Source organism: Tichowtungia aerotolerans, from assembly GCF_009905215.1.
In the GTDB taxonomy this organism is placed as follows: domain Bacteria; phylum Verrucomicrobiota; class Kiritimatiellia; order Kiritimatiellales; family Tichowtungiaceae; genus Tichowtungia; species Tichowtungia aerotolerans.
Genome location: NZ_CP047593.1, coordinates 3,043,206 through 3,066,722, shown reverse-complemented (window position 1 = coordinate 3,066,722; position 23,517 = coordinate 3,043,206). Strand labels below are relative to the sequence as shown.

Annotated in this window: 21 protein-coding genes; 12 read left to right on the top strand and 9 right to left on the bottom strand. The window is 52.1% G+C overall.

Going from position 1 to position 23,517, the window contains the following annotated elements; all coding sequences use genetic code 11:
- The first annotated feature begins 110 nt into the window (after window positions 1–110).
- From GT409_RS12560 to GT409_RS12550, 3 genes are read left to right on the top strand one after another with little or no spacing between them, the layout of a single operon-like run.
- Window positions 111–2,804, top strand: coding sequence for a GumC family protein (locus tag GT409_RS12560; protein WP_160629415.1), 2,694 nt, complete (start codon window positions 111–113; stop codon window positions 2,802–2,804).
- Window positions 2,788–3,861 (top strand): polysaccharide biosynthesis/export family protein, encoded by a 1,074-nt coding sequence (locus tag GT409_RS12555; protein WP_160629414.1) that lies wholly within the window; start codon window positions 2,788–2,790, stop codon window positions 3,859–3,861. The genes GT409_RS12560 and GT409_RS12555 overlap by 17 nt, the downstream gene beginning before the upstream one ends.
- Window positions 3,861–5,042, top strand: a complete 1,182-nt coding sequence (locus GT409_RS12550; protein ID WP_160629413.1) for a polysaccharide biosynthesis/export family protein — start codon at window positions 3,861–3,863, stop codon at window positions 5,040–5,042. The genes GT409_RS12555 and GT409_RS12550 overlap by 1 nt, the downstream gene beginning before the upstream one ends.
- 91 nt (window positions 5,043–5,133) lie before the next feature.
- On the opposite strand, the gene GT409_RS12545 is transcribed toward GT409_RS12550, so the two are convergent.
- Window positions 5,134–5,385, bottom strand: a complete 252-nt coding sequence (locus GT409_RS12545; protein WP_160629412.1) for a NifU family protein — start codon at window positions 5,383–5,385, stop codon at window positions 5,134–5,136.
- 258 nt (window positions 5,386–5,643) lie between these two features.
- On the opposite strand from GT409_RS12545, the gene GT409_RS12540 reads away from it, so the two are divergent.
- Window positions 5,644–6,552 carry a DUF368 domain-containing protein gene (locus GT409_RS12540; RefSeq protein WP_160629411.1) on the top strand — a complete coding sequence of 303 codons (909 nt, stop codon included), beginning with the start codon at window positions 5,644–5,646 and terminating at the stop codon, window positions 6,550–6,552.
- On the opposite strand, the gene GT409_RS12535 is transcribed toward GT409_RS12540, so the two are convergent.
- The 4 genes from GT409_RS12535 to cimA all read right to left on the bottom strand — a co-directional run bounded on the left by GT409_RS12535 (window position 6,549) and on the right by cimA (window position 12,504).
- Window positions 6,549–7,292 (bottom strand): glycosyltransferase family 2 protein, encoded by a 744-nt coding sequence (locus tag GT409_RS12535; protein WP_160629410.1) that lies wholly within the window; start codon window positions 7,290–7,292, stop codon window positions 6,549–6,551. The genes GT409_RS12540 and GT409_RS12535 overlap by 4 nt on opposite strands.
- Window positions 7,292–8,155, bottom strand: a complete 864-nt coding sequence (lipA, locus tag GT409_RS12530) for a lipoyl synthase (protein WP_160629409.1) — start codon at window positions 8,153–8,155, stop codon at window positions 7,292–7,294. Before lipA ends, GT409_RS12535 begins: the two co-directional genes overlap by 1 nt.
- A gap of 8 nt (window positions 8,156–8,163) precedes the next feature.
- Window positions 8,164–10,839 (bottom strand): valine--tRNA ligase, encoded by a 2,676-nt coding sequence (locus GT409_RS12525; RefSeq protein ID WP_160629408.1) that lies wholly within the window; start codon window positions 10,837–10,839, stop codon window positions 8,164–8,166.
- A 75-nt stretch (window positions 10,840–10,914) separates the two neighbouring features.
- Entirely contained in the window at window positions 10,915–12,504 is a 1,590-nt protein-coding gene (cimA, locus tag GT409_RS12520) for a citramalate synthase (RefSeq protein WP_160629407.1), read from the bottom strand.
- 324 nt (window positions 12,505–12,828) lie between these two features.
- Here cimA and GT409_RS12515 point away from each other — a divergent pair, with 324 nt between their 5' ends.
- From GT409_RS12515 to GT409_RS12480, 8 genes are all read left to right on the top strand, one after another.
- Complete coding sequence (locus tag GT409_RS12515; protein WP_160629406.1) at window positions 12,829–13,443, top strand: PIN domain-containing protein; 615 nt, start codon at window positions 12,829–12,831, stop codon at window positions 13,441–13,443.
- Between the two features lie 18 nt (window positions 13,444–13,461).
- Entirely contained in the window at window positions 13,462–13,686 is a 225-nt protein-coding gene (locus GT409_RS12510; RefSeq protein WP_160629405.1) for a DUF2164 family protein, read from the top strand.
- Window positions 13,687–13,931: 245 nt separating this feature from the next.
- Window positions 13,932–15,857, top strand: a complete 1,926-nt coding sequence (gene dnaK, locus GT409_RS12505; RefSeq protein WP_160629404.1) for a molecular chaperone DnaK — start codon at window positions 13,932–13,934, stop codon at window positions 15,855–15,857.
- A gap of 106 nt (window positions 15,858–15,963) precedes the next feature.
- Window positions 15,964–16,251: a co-chaperone GroES gene (gene groES, locus GT409_RS12500; RefSeq protein ID WP_160629403.1), complete on the top strand. Its 288-nt coding sequence runs from the start codon at window positions 15,964–15,966 to the stop codon at window positions 16,249–16,251.
- A 25-nt stretch (window positions 16,252–16,276) separates the two neighbouring features.
- Entirely contained in the window at window positions 16,277–17,926 is a 1,650-nt protein-coding gene (groL, locus tag GT409_RS12495; protein ID WP_160629402.1) for a chaperonin GroEL, read from the top strand.
- A 197-nt stretch (window positions 17,927–18,123) separates the two neighbouring features.
- Window positions 18,124–18,393: a DNA-directed RNA polymerase subunit omega gene (locus GT409_RS12490; protein ID WP_160629401.1), complete on the top strand. Its 270-nt coding sequence runs from the start codon at window positions 18,124–18,126 to the stop codon at window positions 18,391–18,393.
- An 83-nt stretch (window positions 18,394–18,476) separates the two neighbouring features.
- On the top strand, window positions 18,477–18,959 hold the full coding sequence (gene smpB / locus GT409_RS12485) for an SsrA-binding protein SmpB (protein ID WP_160629400.1): 483 nt from the start codon (window positions 18,477–18,479) through the stop codon (window positions 18,957–18,959).
- Window positions 18,960–19,729: 770 nt separating this feature from the next.
- Window positions 19,730–20,122, top strand: coding sequence for a hypothetical protein (locus tag GT409_RS12480; RefSeq protein ID WP_160629399.1), 393 nt, complete (start codon window positions 19,730–19,732; stop codon window positions 20,120–20,122).
- On the opposite strand, the gene GT409_RS12475 is transcribed toward GT409_RS12480, so the two are convergent.
- From GT409_RS12475 to GT409_RS12460, 4 genes are read right to left on the bottom strand one after another with little or no spacing between them, the layout of a single operon-like run.
- The gene (locus GT409_RS12475) at window positions 20,119–20,487 is read right to left on the bottom strand and encodes a hypothetical protein (RefSeq protein WP_160629398.1); all 369 of its coding nucleotides are present in this window, start codon (window positions 20,485–20,487) and stop codon (window positions 20,119–20,121) included. The genes GT409_RS12480 and GT409_RS12475 overlap by 4 nt on opposite strands.
- Window position 20,488: 1 nt before the next feature.
- Window positions 20,489–21,904: an RIP metalloprotease RseP gene (gene rseP, locus GT409_RS12470; protein ID WP_160629397.1), complete on the bottom strand. Its 1,416-nt coding sequence runs from the start codon at window positions 21,902–21,904 to the stop codon at window positions 20,489–20,491.
- 7 nt (window positions 21,905–21,911) lie between these two features.
- Window positions 21,912–22,760 (bottom strand): phosphatidate cytidylyltransferase, encoded by an 849-nt coding sequence (locus GT409_RS12465; protein ID WP_160629396.1) that lies wholly within the window; start codon window positions 22,758–22,760, stop codon window positions 21,912–21,914.
- Window positions 22,761–22,768: 8 nt separating this feature from the next.
- The gene (locus GT409_RS12460) at window positions 22,769–23,500 is read right to left on the bottom strand and encodes an isoprenyl transferase (RefSeq protein WP_233231555.1); all 732 of its coding nucleotides are present in this window, start codon (window positions 23,498–23,500) and stop codon (window positions 22,769–22,771) included.
- Window positions 23,501–23,517: the final 17 nt, after the last annotated feature.

The following is a 23,517-nucleotide window of genomic DNA, read 5'->3' as shown; positions in this document are numbered from 1 at the left end:
ATTAAAAAAGCGTAATAAATTGGTGATTATAACCGTTACTTATCTGTACGATACAGTGGACACAGTATGAACGCAAAGCAAACGACTGTATAATAAAGGCGGAACAGAATATGAGAGATAAACCGGAAGAAAATCTGACCTTCGGACAGCCTCGTGAGCAACTGGCTGAAAAAGAAAGGTCCGATGCCCCCGTTCAGGAGGAAACCGGCTCATCGCCCTCCCGGCCTCAACAGGAACCGGACGCCACTCCGAAAACAGATGCCGTCAAACAGAATGAAACATCGGAAACAAATTCATTCACTCCTCCATCCTCCGCCTCCCCCCGGCACAGCACGGAACAGGCATTCCGAATTAAAGACCAATTCGAAGACCTGAACACCATCCACCAGACACTTGGCCGAAAAAAAGCCAAACCGTCCAATACTCCGGTTTTGGGGGCAGGACTTCCAGACCACTCCTCAGATCCGGCAACAAGCATTCGACGCGAGAATGATCTTCAGGACTTTTTCCGAAATCTGGACATCGTTAAAATTATGCGTGGTGTTTATCGTCGCTTCTGGATTGCTCTGGCCTGCGCTTTCGGCTTAATGATGATCCTGCTGTCGGCAACGCGCCATCTTCAGGGAGGCTTCTCCTACACTGCCCAGGCAAAAATCATTTACACCAACCCGTCTCAGAAACAAATCGATTCTCAGGGATCGTCCTTCATGCTGCGACCTCTCTCTGAAGACACATTACTCGATATGCTGCTGTCGCCAGACAACATCACCTCCCTGGAGCAATTCACAGGATTTGAACCTCTGGAACAAAGCATTTCTTACGACAGCCAAAGAAAATCGGACATCATTACCCTTCAGGTTAACGACATGCCTGATGAGAAGACAGCCATCCAGGCCGTCAACAAACTTGCCGAAATCATCATCAGCAGCAATGCAAAATTTTATCGGGACCTGGCTTCTGCTGCGTACGAACAATATCATACGCAAAGAGAAAACGTGGAAAAAGAACTGAAGGCCGCAACGGAGGCCGTTGAAAACTTCCAACGAAAAAATGAACTGCTGGAACTCAACACACAATACGAGAACTATTTTTCGTCAAAAACTGCAGCCGCAGACCGGTTAAGTGTCGCCAGAGTCGCGCACGAAGGATTACTGGTCCGAATCAACAATTACGAGAAAATGATAGCGGATCTTCCGGATGAGATTCTCGACGAAGCGCAGGAGGACAACCCGCTCAAACGAAGAATCTCCAACGCCGAAGCCGCCCTGCTTCAGGCACGCATTCAATACGCAGCCGACAACCCGAAAATCCAGCGTCAGGAAAAAGAACTCGAAGAGCTGCGCAAAATGCTCCAAAGCGGAACCTTTGATGAAACGCGCGAAAGGACATATATTTCCAACCCGCTCAAAGGACAGCTCGAAGGCGAACTCATGAAATTGAGATCTGAAGAGCAAGTGGCCGCTCAACAGGTGGCGGCGCTTCAAAATGATCTCGACAAACTGAATGCCCATTTCCAGAAACTGCCCGGACTGGAAAAAGAATATGCCCGGCTGCTCGAAAAACGCTCTACTCTGGATGCCAGCTACAAACAGCTTAAAGCCAGCGAAGAATCGGCTCATGCAACCATGACCGCAAGCCTGTCCGATTTTCGTCTGTTCAGCTCAGCCACAAGTGCCGAGCCCGGTGGATCATCACTCCTCGGGAGGGTGATTCCAATCGCAGGGTTTGTTTTCGGTTTTTTCGGCGGCATCGCTATTATTCTTCTGATCGAACTGCTGGATGGAAAAATCCGCACACTGCACCAGCTGGAAAAAGCGTATGATGCTCCCTGCCTTGCATCGATTGTAGAAATTCCGAATTTTGAACAATATGATGCGTACGAGCTTCTGCTTCCTTCTACTCGAGAGATTTCAGACCGCCTGAATGTTCTTCTGCGAGGAAAAAAGGCTAAAATGTTCGGATTTGCAAGCTCTCTCGATGACGAGGGAAAAAGCATCATATCGTTCAATCTGGCGCGCTACTACAGTTCGCTGAATCTCAGAGTTCTATTCGTCAGCTTTGACACAAAATCAAATCCGTGCCTGCCGGATCTGGCCGATACCGCATGGCCTCAAATGGGCCTCGAAGATTATCTTAGTGACCAGGCAGAATTATCAGATATGCTTTTAACGGTGCACGGTGTCGATGTGGTTCGCGTCAACCAGATGCGCTCCGATCTCCTCGATCTCGCCAAAGGACCATCCATGCCAAGACTCCGGGATCTGCTCTGCAGCAGCTATGATCTCATCATCACAGAAATCCCCTCGGTACTGGACAACCCTCTGGCCGGAACCGTAAGCGCATTCCAAGACGAGCTGATTTATGTGATTGCTTCTCCAGTCAGTGACCGAAAACTTGTCGATGCAGGGCTGGAGTTTCTGGAAGACCGCGGACTGGCGCCGAGGGCTCTGGTTTTCAACAAGGTAAACCCTTACTATCTGGAAGATGTCCGCCAGCAGCGTGTCATACGCAGCCTGCCCGATCAACGCGGCCTTATTGCGGGACTGTTTGATCGCGTCCAAAAAAGCAAGGAATCGGCACCTGAGTTCATGGAGCCCGTTCCAGGAGAATCTCAGGAACACACCACAGAGCCTGAAGCCCCTTCCTTCTCTCAGAAAACTGCGCCCGAGGAAATCAAAGAAACCCCGGGGTTTGAAGAAATGTCAGAGGAAGAAGAACTGTCTTTTATTGAGTGGATGAATAAATCGAAAAAACATAATCAACCGTCCGAAGAGGAACCCGGCACCCATGAAAAACGGACTTAAACTCTGCAAACTCATTTTTCTGCTATTCCTTTTTTCCGAAATCGTGCTTTTTGCAGAGATACCCTCCGCGGAAACGGACGCAACAGTAAGTCTGGAACAACTGACCCTGACCCAGAAGAAATCTAAATTTCCGCCGGAGTATTTTGTTCCCCACACACCTGAAAACCGAACATTACAGGTTGGGGATGTTGTTGAAGTCAGCATCTTCGGCCAACGCGACACCATTGCTCAGGGCATCCCCATTGCTCCGGATGGAAAACTTTACTACATGTTTCTGCCTGGTATCCCTGCGGAAGGGCGCACTCCCGAAGACGTCTCCCAAGAGATGGAAGAGCAACTGAGAAACCTGTTTAACAACCCGCAGGTTTCCATTATTCCAAAGCAGTTCATCTCCAACCGGTTCTCCATTTTCGGAAAAGTGGACAGCGCCAGCAGTTATCCTCTTGAAACCCCGATCACCGTACGACAGGCCATTGCCAGAGCCAAAGGAATTGCCCAGGGGCGCTATCACGACAACACCATCGAAATCCATAACTACACAGACAGCTGGCTTCTGCGCGGCACAGAGAAAATACCCGTCGATTTTGAACGGTTGATGAAAGAAAATGATTTCTCAGAAGACATCTACATTCGCCCCGGAGATGTCATCTATATTGCCTCGGCACTTGGCCGCGAAGTATACCTCATGGGAGAAGTCAACAACCAGCAGTCTCAGCCGTACACCTCCGGCATGACGCTGGTTCAGCTGATTACCGGAATTGACCAGGGGAGCGGCGGCTACCTCGAAGACTCTGCTGACATCAAACGTGTTGTACTGCTGCGCGATGCCATGAACGCTCCGAAAGTATTTAAAATCAATCTGAGAGATATTCTGCTTGGCAAAGAACATGATGTGTTTCTTGAAGCTGGAGACATCGTATACGTACCTGAAAAATCATTCCTGTTCACCCGCAACCTCGCAAAATCCATGATCCGCACGTTCGTCTCCACATTCGCCGGTGAATTCGCCTCCGATATCAATCGTAAATACTTCTTCCCGCAGGAGACCACCCCGTGATGAGCTCTCGTTTGATTCCATCCACCATCCTGATCGCACTCGTCGTTCTTGCAGCAGGCTGCACATCGCTGAGGAATGAACCCCGCCTTGAAAACAATAAAGAACTGCTTCCGGCCAATGTAATGGAACTCCCTAAAGCCGGAGATCTGACGCTGGAAGAAATGGAAACCGGAGTCTGGGTTCAATTAAGCCCGGAAGATACCGTTGACTCAAAACTCCTCACCGAACGCGACACGGGCCCCTACCGACTAGGCGTCGGAGACCAACTTCAAATCACTCTCTACGGTTACGATGACACTCAGAACCAGCGTACATTACCCATCGATCCTTCCGGCAATATCACCTATATGCTGCTCGGAACAGTTCCGGCAGCAGGCCGGACCATTGATGAACTCACCGAAGACATGCGTTCCCGCCTGAGCAAAGAGCTCAACTATGCCATTCTCAACATTACACCAGCCCGTTTTGGAAGCCAGACCTTCACGGTCCTTGGACAGATGAACGCCCCTCAGGTTTACCAACTCACCGGCCGAATGCACCTGCTTGATGCCCTTGCTCAGGCCGGCGGCATGAAACTCGGTGACATCCGCAATGTCACTGCAGACATTCACGATCTGGCCCATGCCACGCTGGTTCGACGCGGTCAGGTCATTCCTGTTGACTTCGAAAAACTGGTCTATGAAGCCGATGCTACACAAAATCTGGAAATCCAGAGTGGCGACATCATTTTCGTCCCATCGGCCCTGGAACGAAAAATATATGCTTTGGGATCATTCAACAGCCCTCAAGGCGTCCAGTTCGCACACTCCAGCCTCTCACTGATGAATGCAATCATTCAGGCCGGCGGTATGAACAAAGATACTTCCGACGGTCATATCCTCATCGTTCGCGGTAATCATGTCAGCCCGAAAGTCATGCTTATGGACATGTCCCAGTTTGACTCAAAGAAGGCGCGGGTTTTCAAAATCCTCAGCGGGCGATCTTTGGATGTTCAACTCCAACCGGGCGACATCGTCTACGCCGTTCCGAAAAAATTTGCTTTTTTCCGGGATGTCATCAAAGACGCCATCGACACATTTGGAACCACACTCGCTGGAGATGCCGCTGAAGATATCTACCGGACCAAACTGGACCCTCTACACTTTGGCAACACGCGCTCGCTTGAAGACCGCCTTGACTAAGCCCGCTCCCGGCATTCCGAAAAGAAAAAGCCGGATTTTCCAGACACTGGAAACTTCCGGCTCAACTTTTTCCTAGCATTGGAAAAACGGTTTATGCGTCGTGGTCGGTTGCGTCAATCACTTCCACAACATCCGGCACGCGCTCTTTCAGCAGTCGCTCGATTCCGTTTTTCATCGTCATACGAGCCCCCATACATCCGCGGCAGCCGCCTTGCAGTTCCACATACACCTTGCCGTCTTTCACGGTTACGATTTCAGCTCCGCCGCCATGACTGGCCAATGCCGGACTGACTTCCTCTGCCATGATCTTCTCAACCGCTTCTAAAATCTGTTCGTCATTCATATTCCTGCTCCTTGATTGGTAAAAAGCTAATCAATCCACTCACCCAAGTCAAAAAACATTCAACAGCCATTTTCATCGCTGTTCATAGCGGCTGTGGCAGAAAAACCGCGTCGCCGGCATCTTTCCAAGCAGCTTAAGAGAACGGGAACCTTCTGGACGAACCGGCCCCTGCTAGCCCACATAACTTGAAAAGATCACAGATTGACTTTCTGACGTCAACCCCGTACTACTGAGCCTTTTAATCACGCGAAAGGTTTCATGAAAGAAAAAGTTTCCCTGACCGCCAAAGGCATGCTGATGGGCGCAGCAAATGTAATTCCCGGAGTTTCCGGCGGAACGATGGCTTTACTGACCGGTATTTTCGAACCTCTCATCTATGCCATCAAATCGTTCGACCTGACGGCATTGAAACTGATTGCCTCCGGAAAATTCCGCGAGTTTGCAACACATACAAATCTGGGATTCCTCATCCCGGTAGGAATCGGCATTGTCGTCAGTATTCTCAGTATTGCCCGACTGCTTGAATATCTTTTCGACCATTATGCGGTATTAGTGTGGGCCTTCTTTTTCGGGCTGATTCTGGCCTCCGTCTGGTTTGTCGGCAAACGGATCAAGCGGGTAACATTGCCGGTGGTTCTGCTGTTCATCGCCGGAACAGCTCTGGCGGCAGCGATTGCATTCATGGAGCCGGCGGCAGAAAATGCATCGATCCCCTATCTGATTCTCTGCGGCGTGATTGCGATGTGCAGCATGATCCTTCCGGGGCTTTCCGGATCTTATGTTCTTCTGCTGATGGGAAATTACCAACTGGTCATGATCGAAGCGGTCAACGATCTTAACCTCGCGGTTTTGCTGCCCGTTGCCGTCGGAGCCGGAACGGGACTCCTTCTGTTTGCCCGATTTCTCTCATGGGTATTCAAGCGGTTTCATGACCAGACTGTTTCTTTGCTGACCGGATTTATTTTCGGGTCCCTGGCCGTGCTGTGGCCATGGAAAGAAGCTGTTGTCACAATCTTCCAGGATGGCGACGCGGTCAAAGAAAAGGTGGTTGGCTACACCTACAGCCTGCCTCAGCTCAGCGGAGCGACCGCCTGCGCTCTGCTTATGATGGCTCTGGGAATCATTGCTATCATTCTCGTAGAGACTGCTGCTGCCCGCAAAAACTAAATTCTGTCTTCTTCGGAAGCAGCGCGAAGCCGGGCTGCTTCTTCCCGTTTCTTTCGGTAGAAATTCCGCAGAACCTTAAAAAACCGGATGATGTCTCGAAACGGCGAAATCCAGCTTTTATGACGATGCGGTTTTTTTGTGATCCGCACAGAACCAACCCGGATCCGGCGCGAAGCAATATGCAACAGCGTTTCAAACTCCGCCGGCAGCGATGAACCGGTTTCCAGAAGAAACGGCAGCACATCACAACGATAAAAACGGAACCCGCAGGGTGGGTCCGGCACATACACATGCATTAACCGGTTCAGCCAGTAACTCATCATCCGAATACTCCAGCGCCGTACCGGCAGGACCTTTTGAGGTTCTGCCATCCGGCTCCCGATCAACACAGGAATGCGGGTTCGATGATAGGTTTCCAGAAACTTTGGAATCTGGTTCGGATCATGAAAGCCATCAGCATCCAATGCAATCACGGCATCAAAGCCCTGATCCAGAATATACTGAAACCCCTCAGTCAGCGCAGCGCCCTTTCCGCCATTGATCGCGCGACGAATTACGGTGGCCCCGGCCTGCTCCGCGCGCTGTGCGGTTTCGTCTCCGGAAGCGTCATCCACCACAATGACATCGGGCAGATAACGGCGCGCTTCGATCACAACTTCCGCGACACTGTTTTCTTCCCGGAAAGCGGGGATCAGCACCGCGACCCGTTCAACCTCTTTCCGCTGAAGAATAGTTCCCATCAGTTTTCTTTCGCTACCAGTTGATCCGCCCGATAGGAGGACCGGACCAGCGGACCGGCCGCCACGCCTTCAAATCCCATCTCCCGGGCTCGTGCTGCCAGTTCATCAAAATGTTCGGGAGAAATAAAGCGTTCAACAGGATGATGTTCGCGGGTCGGAGCCAGATACTGCCCCAGCGTCAACAGGCGGACGCCGGCAGAATACAAATCTTCCAATGCCTGAAAAACCTCTTCATCGGTTTCTCCCAATCCGAGCATCAGTCCGGATTTCACCAGCACACCGCCTCGTTCTGCTGCATAGCGCAGTGTCTTCAGAGATTTCTCGTAGCTGGCCTGAGGCCGAACCGTTTCCTGCAACCGCCTGACGGTTTCCAAATTGTGATTAAACACCAGCGGTTCGGCATCCAGAACAACATCCAGATGTTCCACAAAGTCAGGAGTCAGCACCTCCACCGAAGCCTCGGGCAACACGCCTTTGATCGCGCGAATGGTGTCGGCAAAAATCTGCGCTCCACCGTCCGGGAGATCATCCCGGGTCACGCTGGTAATCACCACATGCCGCAGGTTCAGCCGCTTAGCTGCTTCTGCAACCCGGGCCGGCTCATCCGTATCGATCGGCTCCGGCCGTCCGGTGTTGACATTGCAAAAGCGACAGTTGCGCGTGCAGGTATTGCCCAGAATCATGATCGTGGCGGTCCCGCGGTTCCAGCACTCATGCCGATTCGGGCATTTCGCACTGGCACAAACCGTATTGAGCTGAAGACTTCCCAGCAGCTTGCTCACATCGGGATAATCCTGATCGGTCGAAATCGGGCGCCGCAACCATTGAGGAAGCCGCTGGGCTTTAGGTCGTAGTGTACTCATAAGCAACCTCAGGCAGACAGCGTATCGATCAGCTTCTGGATTTTATCACGTTTTTCAAGCAGTTCCGCCTTGCGCTTTTCTTCGCCGGCAACGATATCGGCCGGAGCTTTTTTGACAAAGTTTTCGTTGGAAAGCTTTTTGCTGATTCCGGAAATTCCGTTTTCAACCGTGGCGAGCTGCTTCTGGAGCTTCGCCACTTCGGCCTCCACATCAACGAGCCCTTCGATCGACATATAAACTGCGCCGAGCTGACTGATTCCGCTGGGCATCGCCCCCTCCGGGGTGTAGTCGCGGTCCACCTCAATGCTTTCCGCACCGAGCAGTGCAGAAACAGACACCAGATCAGCCCGCAGCAGATCCCCGATCTCTTTTTTCGGAGGACGGATTACAAACTTCGCCTGCTGCCTCGGAGTCAGGTTGTAGTCGCTGCGCAAGGTGCGGCCGGTGCGGATCAGATCGTGTTTCGCATCAACGTATTCAACCATTTTCTTCACAACACCGAAGCCCGACAGGTCTTCATACGAAAATGCTTTTGGCCACGGTGCCGTCTGCACCGACTCACTGGAAATGTTATATCCCATCCCATGCCACAGCTCTTCCGTGATGAACGGGATGAACGGATGCAGCAGGCGAACTGCAGAAGAGAAAACATAGTGCATCACCTGCTCAACATCCTGTTTCCGCTGCAGATCTTCGCCCCGGAAAATTCCTTTGGAATACTCAACGTACCAGTCGCAGTAGTCATGCCACATAAAGTCATACATTGCCAGAGCAGCATCGTTAAAGCGGTGGCGTTCCAGAGCGGTTTCTGTCTTCTTCACCGCTTCGCTGAGTTTGGCGATAATATGCTGATCGTCCGGACTGAGCGACATCGCACCGAGATCGATCTGCTCCGGATCAACCGGAACATCCGATGTGGCATTCATCTGCATGAAGCGTGCGGCATTCCAGATTTTGGTGCAGAAGTTCCGGCCGAGTTCAAATTTTTCGTCACTGATGTACACATCCTGCCCGGTCGCCGTCAGCATCATCAGGCTGAAACGCAGCGCGTCGGCGCTGTACTTTTCAATAATATCGAGCGGGTTGATCGAGTTGCCGAGCGACTTGCTCATTTTACGCCCCTGATCGTCGCGAACAGTCCCGTGGAAATAAACCGTATCGAACGGAATTTCACCCATAAATTCGAGACCGGCCATAATCATGCGCGCCACCCAGAAGAACAGAATCTCCGGGGCAGTCGCAATGGTTTGGGTCGGATAGAAATGCTTCAGATCCTCGGTCTGTTCCGGCCAGCCAAACACACTGAACGGCCAAAGCCACGATGAGAACCAGGTGTCGAGCACGTCTTCATCCTGACGGATGTTGTGCACGCCACAAGTCGGACAGGTCGCAGGAGTGTCTTTGGCAGCCCATTCATGACCGCAGCTGTCGCAGTAAAAAACCGGAATACGGTGTCCCCACCAGATTTGGCGCGAAATGCACCAGTCGCGGATATTTTCCATCCATTCAAGATACACCTTGTTCCAGCGTTCGGGAACGAAACGAATCTTCCCGGTGCGAACCGCTTCAATCGCCGGTTTGGCCAGCGGCTCCATTTTGACAAACCACTGCGGCGACAGGCGCGGCTCGACGACGGTTGAACAGCGATAGCAATGGCCGACTGCATGAATATGCTTATCCACTTTCTCAAGCAGCCCGCCAGCCTTCAGGTCTTCGACCAATTGCTTGCGGCATTCAAAACGGTCCATTCCCTCATACGGCCCGGCCTCGGCATTCATCACACCGTGGTCGTCCATCACATTGATCTGCTCCAGTCCATGGCGCAGTCCCATTTCAAAGTCATTCGGGTCATGGGCCGGCGTGATTTTCACACAGCCGGTTCCGAACTCCGGATCAACGTATTCGTCGGCAATGACCGGGATCTCGCGATTCAGAATCGGAAGGATCAGCGTTTTGCCGACCAGATCCGCGTAGCGTTTGTCGCGCGGACTGACCGCAACGGCAACATCACCCAGCATCGTTTCCGGGCGGGTCGTTGCCACCACAATTTTATGTTTTTCGTCTTTAACCGCATAGCGGATGTGATACAGCGCACCTTCCGACTCCACATGCTCGCTCTCTTCATCGGAAAGAGCCGTCGTGCAGCGCGGACACCAGTTGATAATACGATTACCGCGATAAATCAGCCCCTTGTCGTAGAGACGGCAGAACACTTCAAGAACGGCTTTACTGAGACCTTCATCCATCGTAAAGCGCTCGCGGTCCCAGTCACAGGAAGAGCCGAGCTTCTTGAGCTGGTTGATGATCGTGCTGCCGTACTCCTCTTTCCATGCCCAGACTTCTTTCAGAAACGGTTCTCGCTCGAGGTCATGGCGGCTTTTGCCTTCCTTGGCCAGCTTGCGCTCAACGACATTCTGCGTGGCAATTCCGGCGTGGTCGGTTCCCGGAACCCACAACGCATTTTTACCCTGCATGCGCCACCAGCGAATCAGCACATCCTGAATCGTGTTGTTGAGGGCGTGGCCCATGTGCAGAATGCCGGTCACGTTCGGCGGCGGAATCACAATCGTGGCCGGATCTTTTTCGTCCGACGGCTGCACCGCAAACGCTTTATCCTCCAGCCATTTGGCATACCACTTTTCTTCAACGCTTTTCGGTTCGTAGTTTTTTGATAATTCGCTCATCTTAAAAATCCCTTTGTTTCCAATGTCCGGAAAAACATGCGCCTCTATGCACCAGAGTTTCCAGGCATTGGAAAATCAGTTCTTATTCTTTTCCTCTTCAAGGAACAGTTTGTACTCAACGGAATCCACGAGGGCTTCCCATGAGGCTTCGATAATATTTTCCGAAACGCCCACTGTTCCCCAGGTGTTTGAGCCGTCTCCGGATTCAATCAGCACACGGGTTTTGGCGGCCGTCGCCTCTTCCGGATCAAGGATGCGTACGGAATAATCCTTGAGCACCACATCGGCAATCACCGGATAGAAACGAACCAGCGCCTTGCGCAGCGCCTGGTTCAATGCATCCACCGGACCATCGCCCTCACCCACAGTAAATTCAACATCGTCCCCGACGCGCAACTTAACGGTCGCCTCGGACAGACACCCCTCTTCCGGATCGTGCCGCTCATTAATCACACGGAACCCTTCCAGATCGAAAAACGGCTTATGCTTCTTGAGGACTTTTTTAATCAGCATCTGGAACGAGGCATCGGCAGATTCATATTCGTAGCCCTCTTTTTCCATCTGCTCGAGCTGCTTAAGCACCTTTTTGACTTCCGGCGACTTGCGATCCACCTCAAGTCCCATTTCAATGGCCTTCAGGAACACATTGCTGGCACCGGAGAGCTCGGAAATCAGAATGCGCCGCTGATTGCCCACCAACTCCGGATTGATGTGCTCAAAGCTCTGCGACACCTTGCGCACGCCATCCACATGCATTCCCGCTTTGTGCGCAAAAGCGCTCTCGCCGACAAACGGCTGTTTAGTCAACGGCCGCATATTAGCCTGCTCATACACAAACTGACTGAGCGCCCGCAGCTGTTTGAGATTTTTCGCATTCGGAAGACATTCCAGATTCATTTTGAGCATCAGGTTCGGAATCACCGAACTGAGATTGCAGTTTCCAACCCGCTCGCCGATTCCATTGATTGTTCCCTGCACATGAACAGCTCCGACATTCACGCCGGCCAGCGCATTGGCGACGCCGAGTTCGCCGTCATTGTGCGTATGAACCCCCACCGGGATCCCGAATGCATCAACCACTGCTTTGGTAATCTGCGCAACTTCTTCCGGCAGCGCACCGCCGTTGGTTTCGCACAGCACCAGGCAATCCGCTCCGGCATCTGCCGCCGCTTTCAGCGCAGCCATCGCATATTCCGGATCATCCTTATATCCGTCATAAAAATGTTCGGCATCGTAGATCACCTCTTTGCCGTGTTCCTTCAGGAAGCGGACGCTGTCGGCAATCATCGCCAGATTTTCTTCGGGAGTGGTATGCAGGACTTCGGTCACATGCAGCAGCCAGCTTTTTCCGAAAATGGTGCAGACCGGCGTATCGGCCTCCAGCAGCGCCGCGAGGCCCTTATCCTCTTCGGGAGCTGTATTGGCGCGACGAGTCGATCCGAATGCCGCAATTTTTGAGTGTTTAAGCGGCACCGTTTTAATCAGCCGGAAAAACTCCATATCTTTTGGGTTGGACGCAGCAAAGCCGCCCTCAATGTAGGTAATGCCGAACTCGTCGAGCCGTTTGGCAACCTGAACTTTGGCGACTGCGGAAAAAGAAACTCCTTCCGCCTGCGCTCCGTCGCGAAGCGTTGTGTCGTATACCGCTATGTTTCTTACACTCATGGTTTTCCCCATCAAAAAGCCCGCAACGATAGACAAATCCGCTCCGGAATCAAAGCCCCGAGGTGGATTTTTAAAAAACAGCTTGGACACACTCCCTGAAAGATTTAAGACAATCAGACATGACACCCTTCCGGGTCAACGAATTCTGCCTCCTGATGGAATTTTAGCGACACCCTCTCCGAAGAGTCCGTCCGCCAGGCTGCCATTCAAAGCCTAGATTGAATATTAAGGTCTGAAAACCTGTTTCTTTTAAACGGGAAACCCCGGCTTCCAATGTTTGGAAAAAGCCTGTAATCTGCGCGGCAACAACCTGCGGAGGTTCAGATGAATAACGGACATTCAGCGAATTATGTACTGATCGACTTCGAAAATGTTCAACCGAAGAATCTGGAGATTCTTTCCAAACATCCCTTCCGGGTTTTGGTTTTTGTCGGCGCCAACCAGGCCAAGGTTCCGTACGACCTTGCCGAAGCCATGCAGCGGCTCGGCCAAAATGCCAGGTACATCAAGATTGCCGGCAACGGAAAAAATGCCCTCGACTTTCACATTGCCGCCTACATCGGAGAACTGGCCGCGAAAGATCCGTCAGCTTATTTCCATATCATTTCCAAAGACACCGGCTTCGACCCGCTCATCAAACATTTCAAAGCCCGCAAAATCCATATTCAGCGGGAAAAGGATCTGGCCGAAATTCCGGTCCTGCGCATGTCGGCCGCCACCAGCAGTGATGAAAAAATTTCCGCGATCGTCAAAAACCTGACCGGGCGCGGACAATCCAGACCCCGGAAAGAGAAAACCCTGCGCAATACGATTAATTCACTGTTCACAGAAAAGCTTCAGGAAAAAGAGCTGAACGCATTGATTGATGAGCTCAAACGGAAACGCTATATCACGGTCAACGACGGAAACATTTCATACAAACTGCCTCAGAAACCCTAATCATTCAAATGACCCATAATGGAAATAAAACTCTCTCCGCAGCAAAAAAATAAGCTTCGCCAAAAACTCATCGCCATGTTTCTGGATGACTTCGACGAAGAACTCAGCGATTTCAAAGCCGATCAGATTCTCGATGCATTCGTCGAAAAGCTCGGTCCGGAGATCTACAACACCGCCATTCAGGACATGAAGGCCTACCTGCTGAATCAGCTCGAAGATCTCGACGCCATTTTCGAAAAATAGCCTATTGCATAGGCTCGCACACTTTTTCCAAACCTTGGAAATGTGCGCCATTTTGACTCGCAAGCTGATCAATGCGGGACATATTGCGCGATTAATTTTCCAACCTCCGGAACCAACAAAATTATAAACAACTGTCAGATAGAAACTAACAACAAACACGCACAAACAGGCACGCCTCGTGCTTTCTAGTGGGGCGTAATTCGACCAGCGGTCCAATTGAATTTATTAAGAAAGGAAGTGCAATTATGGCAGCAAGTAAAGTTTTGGGAATCGACCTCGGGACAACCAACTCCTGTATGGCGATTATGGAAGGTGGGGAATCCACTGTCATTCCGAACGCTGAAGGCGGACGGACCACCCCTTCTGTGGTGGCATTTACCAAAGACGGCGAACGACTGGTGGGTCAGGCCGCGAAACGTCAGGCGGTAACCAACCCGACCAACACGATCTTTTCAGTGAAGCGTTTCATGGGCCGAAAGTTCGAAGAAGTTGCCCATGAAATCGACCTGGTGCCCTACAAAGTGGTCAAAGCCAAAAACGGTGATGCCCACATTGAAATCAACGGCAAAACCTATGCCCCGCCGGAAATCTCTGCAATGATCCTGCAGAAAATGAAAGCGGATGCAGAAGCCTATGTCGGCGAAAAAATCACACAGGCCGTCATTACCGTTCCGGCTTACTTCAACGACTCCCAGCGTCAGGCAACCAAAGACGCCGGTAAGATTGCCGGTCTCGAAGTACTGCGTATCGTCAACGAGCCGACCGCCGCCACCCTCGCCTACGGCCTCGACAAAGAAAACGAAGAAAAAGTGGTGGTCTACGACCTCGGGGGCGGAACCTTCGACGTGTCCATTCTCGACATCGATAACGGATTCTTCGAAGTAAACGCTTCGAACGGCGACGGGCACCTCGGTGGTGACGACTTCGACCAGGCAATCATTGACTGGCTCGTGGCCGAGTTTAAAAGCGAACAGGGCGTGGACCTGTCCTCTGACCCGATGGCCCTGCAGCGCCTGAAGGAAGCTGCCGAAAAAGCCAAATGCGAACTGTCCAGCTCGCAGAACACCGACATCAACCTGCCGTTCATTACGGCAGACGCCTCCGGCCCGAAACACATGAATGTCTCCCTGAGCCGTTCCAAGTTCGAGCAGCTTGTTGACGCATTGGTTGACCGCACCAAGAAACCGGTTCACGACTGTATGACCGACGCCAAAGTATCCGGCAGCGACATCCACGAAGTGATTCTGGTCGGCGGATCAACCCGGATCCCGCGCGTTCAGGAAATGGTTAAAGAACATTTTGGACAGGATCCGCACAAAGGAGTCAACCCGGATGAAGTGGTCGCCTCCGGCGCCGCGATTCAAGGCGGAATCCTTTCCGGAGACGTAAACCAGAACGTGGTTCTGCTCGACGTCACTCCGCTGACGCTCGGCATTGAAACGCTCGGCGGAATCTCCACCCCGCTCATCGAACGCAACACCACGATCCCGACCAAGAAGAGTGAGGTGTTCTCGACGGCTGCCGACAACCAGCCTGCAGTAGATATCCACGTGCTTCAGGGTGAACGGAAAATGTCCCGGGACAACAAAACCATCGGACACTTCCAGCTCGACGGCATCCCGCCGGCACCGCGCGGTGTACCGCAAATTGAAGTGACCTTTGACATCGATGCCAACGGCATCCTGAACGTGAAAGCCAAAGATCTCGGAACCGGCAAGGAACAGCATATCACCATTACCGCGTCCAGCGGACTGTCCGACGACGAAGTCGATAAAATGGTAAAAGACGCTGAAGCCCATGCCGCGGAAGATGAAAAGGCGAAAGAAAAAATCGATCTGCGCAATCAGGCGGATGCCGCGGTCTTCCAGACTGAAAAATTCCTGAAGGAAAACGGCGACAAACTCGATGATGCGAAAAAAGCGGAAGTTGAGAAGATGGTCGAGCCGGTTAAGGAAGCCCTGAAAGCCGACGATGATGAGCAGATCAAGTCCGCCATGGAAGCGCTGAACGCCGCCATGCAGGCCGCCGCAAGCGAAATGTATGCGCAGGCCCAGCAGGAAGCTCCGCAGGACGCCCCGCAGGGTGCCCCGGATGCCGACGAACCGGCCGGCGAAAAACAGGCCGACGGCGAAGTGATCGACGCTGACTACAAAATGGACGACGAGAAATAATTTAGTTAATGGCGGCCGGCTGCAGGCGATCAGCAACCGTTGATCTGTCGGCGACCGGCTGTCAGTAACGGCTAACCAATAACCCCAAAAAGGAGGAGTAACATCCATGAAGATTAAACCGTTAGGTGACCGCGTACTGGTCGAGCCTCTCAAAGAAGAGGAAGTGAAAAAAGGCGGAATCATTATCCCCGACACCGCAAAAGAAAAGCCGCAGGAAGGCGTTGTGGTTGCGCTCGGAACCGGCAAACTCGACGATGATGGAAAAGTTGTTCCGTTCAACGTCAAAAAAGGCGACACCGTTCTGATGCCGAAATACGGCGGAACCGAAGTCAAAATGGGCGGTAAAGAATATCAGATCATGCGTGAAGACGACATTCTCGCAGTGATCGGCTAACCTTTAAATTTAAGGAGAAACAATTATGGCTAAACAGATGAAATTCGATGTGGATGCCCGCGAAGCGATGCTGAAAGGTGTCGAAAAGCTGGCAAAAGCAGTTGCAGTAACCCTCGGACCGAAAGGCCGCAACGTCATCCTCGACAAAAAGTTCGGCTCCCCGGCTGTCACCAAAGACGGTGTATCAGTTGCAAAGGAAATTGAACTCGAAGATGCATTCGAAAACATGGGTGCACAGATGGTTCGCGAAGTCGCCAGCAAAACCAGCGACATTGCCGGAGACGGTACCACCACCGCCACCGTGCTGGCTGAAGCCATCTATCGCGAAGGAATTAAAAACGTCACCGCCGGCGCCAACCCGATGAGCCTCAAGCGCGGCATCGACAAAGCCACGGCCGAGCTGGTTGCTGCGCTGGAAAAACTGAGCAAAAAAGTAAAATCCAACGAAGAAATCGCTCAGGTCGGAACCATCTCTGCCAACGGTGATGCTGAAATCGGTAAAATCATTGCAGACGCCATGGCCGCAGTCGGCAACGACGGGCCGATCACGATCGAAGAATCCAAATCCATCACCACCGACCTCGAAGTCAAAGAAGGGATGCTGTTTGACAAAGGCTATCTCTCTCCGTACTTCGTAACCAACGCCGAAGAGATGGAAGTGGCCATGGAAGATCCGTACATCCTCCTGTTCGAGAAAAAAATCTCCAACCTGCAGGATATGCTTCCGCTGCTTCAGAACGTTGCTAAAACCAGCAAACCGTTCCTGATCATTGCAGAAGACATTGAAGGCGAAGCGCTCGCGACCCTCGTCGTGAACAAACTGCGCGGAACGCTCAACGTCTGCGCCGTGAAAGCTCCGGGCTTCGGCGATCGCCGCAAGGCCATGATGGAAGATATCGCCATCCTGACCGGCGGAAAATTCATCACTGAAGACCTCGGCATCACCCTCGAAAGCGTTACGCTCGACGACCTCGGCACCGCAAAACGCGTTACTGTGGACAAAGACGAAACCGTCATCGTTGACGGGGCAGGCAAAAAAGCCGACATCAGCGCACGTTGCGACCAAATTCGCCGCCAGATGGAAGAAACCACTTCGGACTACGACCGCGAAAAACTGCAGGAACGCCTGGCCAAACTCGGCGGCGGCGTAGCAGTCATCAATGTCGGAGCTGCAACTGAGTCCGAAATGAAAGAGAAAAAGGACCGCGTGGAAGATGCACTGCACGCGACCCGCGCCGCGGCCGAAGAAGGCATTGTTCCGGGTGGAGGCGTTGCCCTCATCCGCGCACAGAAAGTCCTGGACAAAATGGATCTCGAAGGCGACGAAGCCGTGGGTGCCGACATTGTTCGCAAAGCCTGCGAAGCCCCGCTTCGCCAGCTGGTAAGCAACGCCGGCCTCGAAGGCGCCATCGTTGTGCAGGATGTCAAAAAAGGCAAACAGGTCAGCGGTTACAACGTCGCTACCGGCGAATACGTCGACATGGTTGCCGCCGGCATCATCGACCCGACCAAAGTGACCCGTTCGGCCCTGCAGAACGCAGCCAGCATCGCCGGCCTGCTTCTGACCACCGAATGCATGATCACCGACCTGCCCGAAAAAGGCGCCCCGGCCGCTCCGGATATGAGCGGAATGGGTGGAATGGGAGGTATGGGCGGTATGGGCGGCATGATGTAAGCCGTTCGGTTCCGACCATTGGAAAACCCTGTCCGTCTTACAGCGGACGGGGTTTTCTATTGCGCATAAAATGCTGCGTATTCTGCTCCACCGCAGGCAATAATAAATACGTAATACGCAGTACGGATGGGTTGACTCAACACGTCCGAAACCCTATAGTCTCTCGCTTTTATGCCCCATAGGAGAGGAAGAATCTCATGAATTTTGAATATCTGACCAAAGCACAGGAAAAAATCGGCAACGTGCCGACACTGGTGAACCTGGTTTCGTACCGCACCCGCCAGCTCAATCGCGGTGCCCGCCCGATGGTCAAACCTGACCACCCGGAACAGGACAACCACGACATTGTCCTGAAAGAAATTGTTGAAGGAAAACTGACCGTTGAAATGGGCGTTGAGCCGCCGGACGATATTTTCGGAGATCTTGACGCCGGCGCCGAGGATGACGGTCCTGCTGTGGTTCTCTAAAGACAGATGGAGCGCCGCGTGAGGTCACGTGGCCTACACGGCTCCCCTGTAGGCCGGGTCACCTGACCCGGCATTTTTATTGTATGGCTTCCAAGAAAAAAAAATCAGGCTCCGGCCCCGGCATACTGGCCTCCAACCGCAAGGCCTTTCGGGATTACCATGTGATGGACAAACTCGAGGCCGGCATTGAACTGTGCGGCACTGAGGTTAAATCCATTCGCCAGGGGCATCTTCGGGTGGACGAAGCCTATGTGCAGATTAAAAACGGTCAGGCCGAACTGCACCAAATGACCGTACAGCCTTACGAGCACGGAAATATCTTCAACCACGATCCGACCCGTCCTCGCCGTCTGCTGATGCACAAAAAAGAAATCCTGCGCCTCGAGAGTAAAATCAGTGAAAAAGGGCTGACTCTCGTTCCGCTCAAGGTCTATCTGAAAAACGGTCGGGTAAAAGTCGAGATCGCGCTTTGCAAAGGGAAAGACACCGTCGATAAACGCGAGACTCTCAAAAAGAAAAGCGCCGACATGGAAGCCCGGCGCGCCATGCGCCGTCACACGATGTAGGCAGTGCAGATAGCTTCGGAACGAAAAGAACTGTTTCCACTATAAAATTTAATATAATTTTAAAGCATGAACAGTCTGCTTGCTTCTTACATTTTTCTGCCGATCATCTATGTAATGTACAAAGCAGGAGAACTTGCAACAGAACGAAACAAAAATGCGGTTTTATGGCGCATTTATGCTTACCTAACCACATTAACAGTCGGAGGCGTCCTAAGCGCTATATTCGGCCTGCTACTGCATTTTATTTCAGATCCTCTCAATAAACGCACGCTCATTTGGGCAACAGTTATCATATTCATGCTATGCACTCTTGGGTTCGGGCTAATACTGCTTGCCAAGTTAAAGAAAATAAAAATCCCACCACAGCCCAAAAGGCAATATCGTCCATACGACTTAAAAAACGCCTTTCTATTTCCACGATACATTCCTCGCGGAGGATTCATCTGGAGGATACTTGTCTATTTGATTCTCATAAACCTCTCTTCTCTGCTGATTACTTCGCCTTTGCTTCTGATAGGAAATGAATCATTAGCGGAGCTTCCATGGCCCTCCTTGATCGCAATAATAGTAGCTGTCCTATACACTCTCATCGGGGTTATGTGTTTCGGAATGCTCTACTACATTAGTCACATCTGCATCCCTCGCGGGACTCACTAAAGATGCTCTGATTCTGCTGTTTATTCCCGGTATCAGCACGGTCGCACTGCTGATTCTCCTGGTAACACCAAGCAGTCACTCCATGAAATCATCGATCTGAAGTATTTAACATCATGAGACACAACAAAGCCATGCAGTGGGAGCAAACGCTCAAGGGAGTATTTGATGAAATCGACCGTGAGCTGGAGGCGCAGTATGACGACCAATGGCCGCTGCACCCTTCCCGCCCGAAAGAAGGCACCACATCCAACCCCGAACAGGACGGCCTCTTCAATATCGGCGCCGCATTCTCCACAGGAATCGGCTCGAAACACGGCCCCGGCTACACCGTCGAAATCCGCATTTCCACACTCAAACACATTCCTGCAGAAGTCCGCGATCAGATCAAAAATCAGGTCTTTCAATCATTAGAGAAGAAGCTCCCGTCCGCCTTCCCCGGCAAAAAGCTGCATGTCTCAACAGACAACAACCTCATCCGCATCTACGGCGACCTAAGCTTAGATTAAAACCGGTCGCTCCAAATCAGCTTCCCGTTGATTTCAAAAAAAAGCTGTTTAGAATCATCACTCCAGCGCAAAAGGGCCTCTCGCTTTGCAGCGGAACCGTCTTTGTATTCCGGCATATACAGACGCGTATGCCAGAGCAGCCCGGAACGGGTCGCAATCTTGTATCCGGGGTCTGAATAGTAATAAACCAGCATCAGGCGCGCTTCGCGGCTGCCGTCCGGCGACGAAATCCGCTGAACCACTTCGGTTGGCGGAGTAAAAATCCGCAGGGCTACAAACAGCACAAACCCCATCAGCACCAGAAACCCAACGGCCTGCCCTTTGGACATGCCATGAAAAATTCCGGGTTTATAAAACCGGGCCAAATTACTCTCCCTCTGCTGGAGCGCTGTCCTTCACTGTTTCGGCCTGACCGGTGATCAGGTTGCTGAAAAATTTCTTAAACTGAAACTTCCGGTCAATATCGTTAACCGTCAGTAAAAGCATGGCTCCGATCAACAGAATGGCACAGGCATTCACCAGAATGGCCTGCGCCTTTGCATTCACTTTACGACGGGTAATTCCCTCCCACAGGGAAAAGACAATATGCCCACCGTCCAACACTGGGATCGGCATCAAATTGAGAATGGCAAGGTTGATATTTAAAAAGCGAATCAGCCCCAGCGTATTAAGAAGTCCCATTTTAATGGACAGCATCAACATATCAAAAATAGCCACAGGCCCCCCCAGGCCTTTGGCGGCCTGCGGAGCCTCGGACGGAGACGTCAAAGCCTGCAGCACACGAACAATTGCCAGCGCATCGTATTTAATCTGATCAAGCGGGTTTTTGTACTGCATCCAGGGCATACCGCTTCCGCCACCCAGCTGAACACCAATCATCATGCGGTCATACTCTTCGTTGTATTCCGGGGCAATAGACAGGACCTGCGGTTCTCCTTTCCGGACGACAGTAAGCTTCGCACTTTCGCCGGGCTTCATAGACTGAATCCGCTCAGTAAAATCATCCCAGCTGATGATTGGGTCGTCATTGAATGCGAGCACCTCATCCCCACGGAACAATCCGGCACGCTCGGCAGGAGTGTCCGAATAAACAGCTCCAAACACGCATGGCACCGCAGGAGAGATTCCATCCACCAAACGCTCCCCCCCTTCGCGTTCTACAACAGGAAGAGCAATTGTTTTTTCGACGCCATCCGACAAAACAGTCAACGCAGCAGTATCTTCGGCCTGCAACAAAGTCTCGACACTGAAATCGTACCAGGTTTTAACGGTCGTCCCATTAACCGCAATGATTTCATCGCCAGCACGCAAGCCAGCAGCATAAGCGGCACTGTTCGTCTCAACTGCACCAACCAGCGAGCGGATTTGAGATCCGGCATCATCACCAGGCACCAGCCAAATAGCCACAGCAATCAAGGAGGCCAGAATAATATTCCCAACCGGGCCGGCAACCGCGACCGCGATTTTTTTCCACGGAGAAATCGGAGGCAGCGGCTCGGCGTCTTCCGATCCCTGCAGCCGTTCCATACCTGAGGGATCGAGCTGCGGCAGCGAAACATAGCCGCCAAACGGAATCCATCCGATTTTATAATGGATGCCGCCGCGTTCCCACTGAACGATTCCCCGTCCGAAGCCGATCGAAAATGTAAGAACTTTCAGCCCGCATTTGCGCGCCACGATAAAATGACCGAATTCGTGCACAAACACGGTCACCCCGAACAGGAAAAGCGCGAGAACAACACTGTAAAAAATCGTCCAGCCGGAAAGAAGAATGTCTAGCATGAGGATCCTAATCTAAGAAAATCTGAATGTAGATGTACATAAAGGGCGCGGTAAAAAGCAGACTGTCAATCATATCAAGCATGCCGCCCATACCATGTGCAATGGCCCCGGAATCTTTCACGTCCACAGCCCGCTTAAATAACGACTCCACCAAATCCCCCATCGTTCCAATAATTGGAAGCACCACTCCCAGAATCAGCACATGGTACAGCGGAAAAGAATATGGTCCCAATGTCCCATCGGTGGCAATCCACCAAATGACCCCGACCACGCATGAGAAAAGAATGCCACCCAACAACCCCTCCCAGCTCTTCTTCGGAGAAACCGAAGGAGCAAGACGGTGCCTGCCGAACCTGGAACCGATGAAGTACGCCCCGGCATCGCCCCACTTAACCGCGAGCAGCAGATAAAACGCAACCCGAGCCGGCTCGCTGATGTCCCCTTCCATATAAAGCCGCACGAAAAAGCTCCAGAAAAAGGCAACATAAATAAAACCGAACAAGGTTCCCAGCGCATTGCGAATCGCCCTCAGCGCATCCCTTTGACTGAGCGGCAACCGGAAAAAATTAACAATCAAAATCGCGAGCAGCAGTGCCCATAATGCGTTATCCGTCCATTGGTCCGAGCGGGATACCCACCAGGTCAACGCAACAAAGACCAGACCGCTGGTCATTCCCATCCCTGTAGATGCCGGCATATTCCCTTTAGCCATCAGCGCATAAATCTCGCGCATCGCCAAAGCACAAATCGCCAAAAAGACAACCAGAGCGGCCGGATTCCCGGCCGGCACAATCAGCAGCAGCGTAATCAGCACGGCCGCAATCGTCAGGCCAAGCAAAATTCGTTTTTTATCCATACAGCTCCTTATTGCGTCACGATGCCGCCAAAACGCCGGCCCCGCTTACCAAAACTTTCCAAGGCCTGGAAAAATTCCTTTTCACGAAAATCCGGCCAGTAGGTATCAGTGACATAAAATTCAGCATACGACAGCTGCCAGAGCAGGAAATTGCTCAACCGCAACTCGCCGCTGGTGCGAATCATCAGTTCCGGATCCGGCACGTCAGGCAGATACAAATACTGCGAAAAAGTTTCTTCGGTAATCGCGTCCGGATCCAGCTCTCCCTCAGCCGTTTTACGGGCAATGGCCTTGGCCGCGTCTGCAATCTCCTTGCGACTGCCGTAACTGAGCGCCACAATCAGCGTGTGCTCATAATCCTTTGCGGATTCCTTCATCAGTTTGGACAGCCCCCCCCGAACCGCTCTGGGAAGCCGATCGAGTTCGCCCATGACCCGCAAACGAATTTTATTTTTCAGAAACTCCCGGGAATGCTTCTGCATAAAAGAGCCCAGCAGCGTCATCAGTCCGTCGACTTCGTCTTTGGGACGCTTCCAGTTTTCTGTGCTGAACGCGTAAAGAGTCAGGTATTTGACGCCAACAGCCTTTGCTGCTCTCAATACAGCAAGCACCGACTGCGCGCCCTCTTCATGGCCTTTCAAGCGCGGCAACCCGCGCTCATTGGCCCAGCGACCATTCCCATCCATAATGATCGCCACGTGAGTCGGCACCGTCTCGAGCTCTGGAATTTCCAGTTTCAATGTCCCGGTTGTTTTGA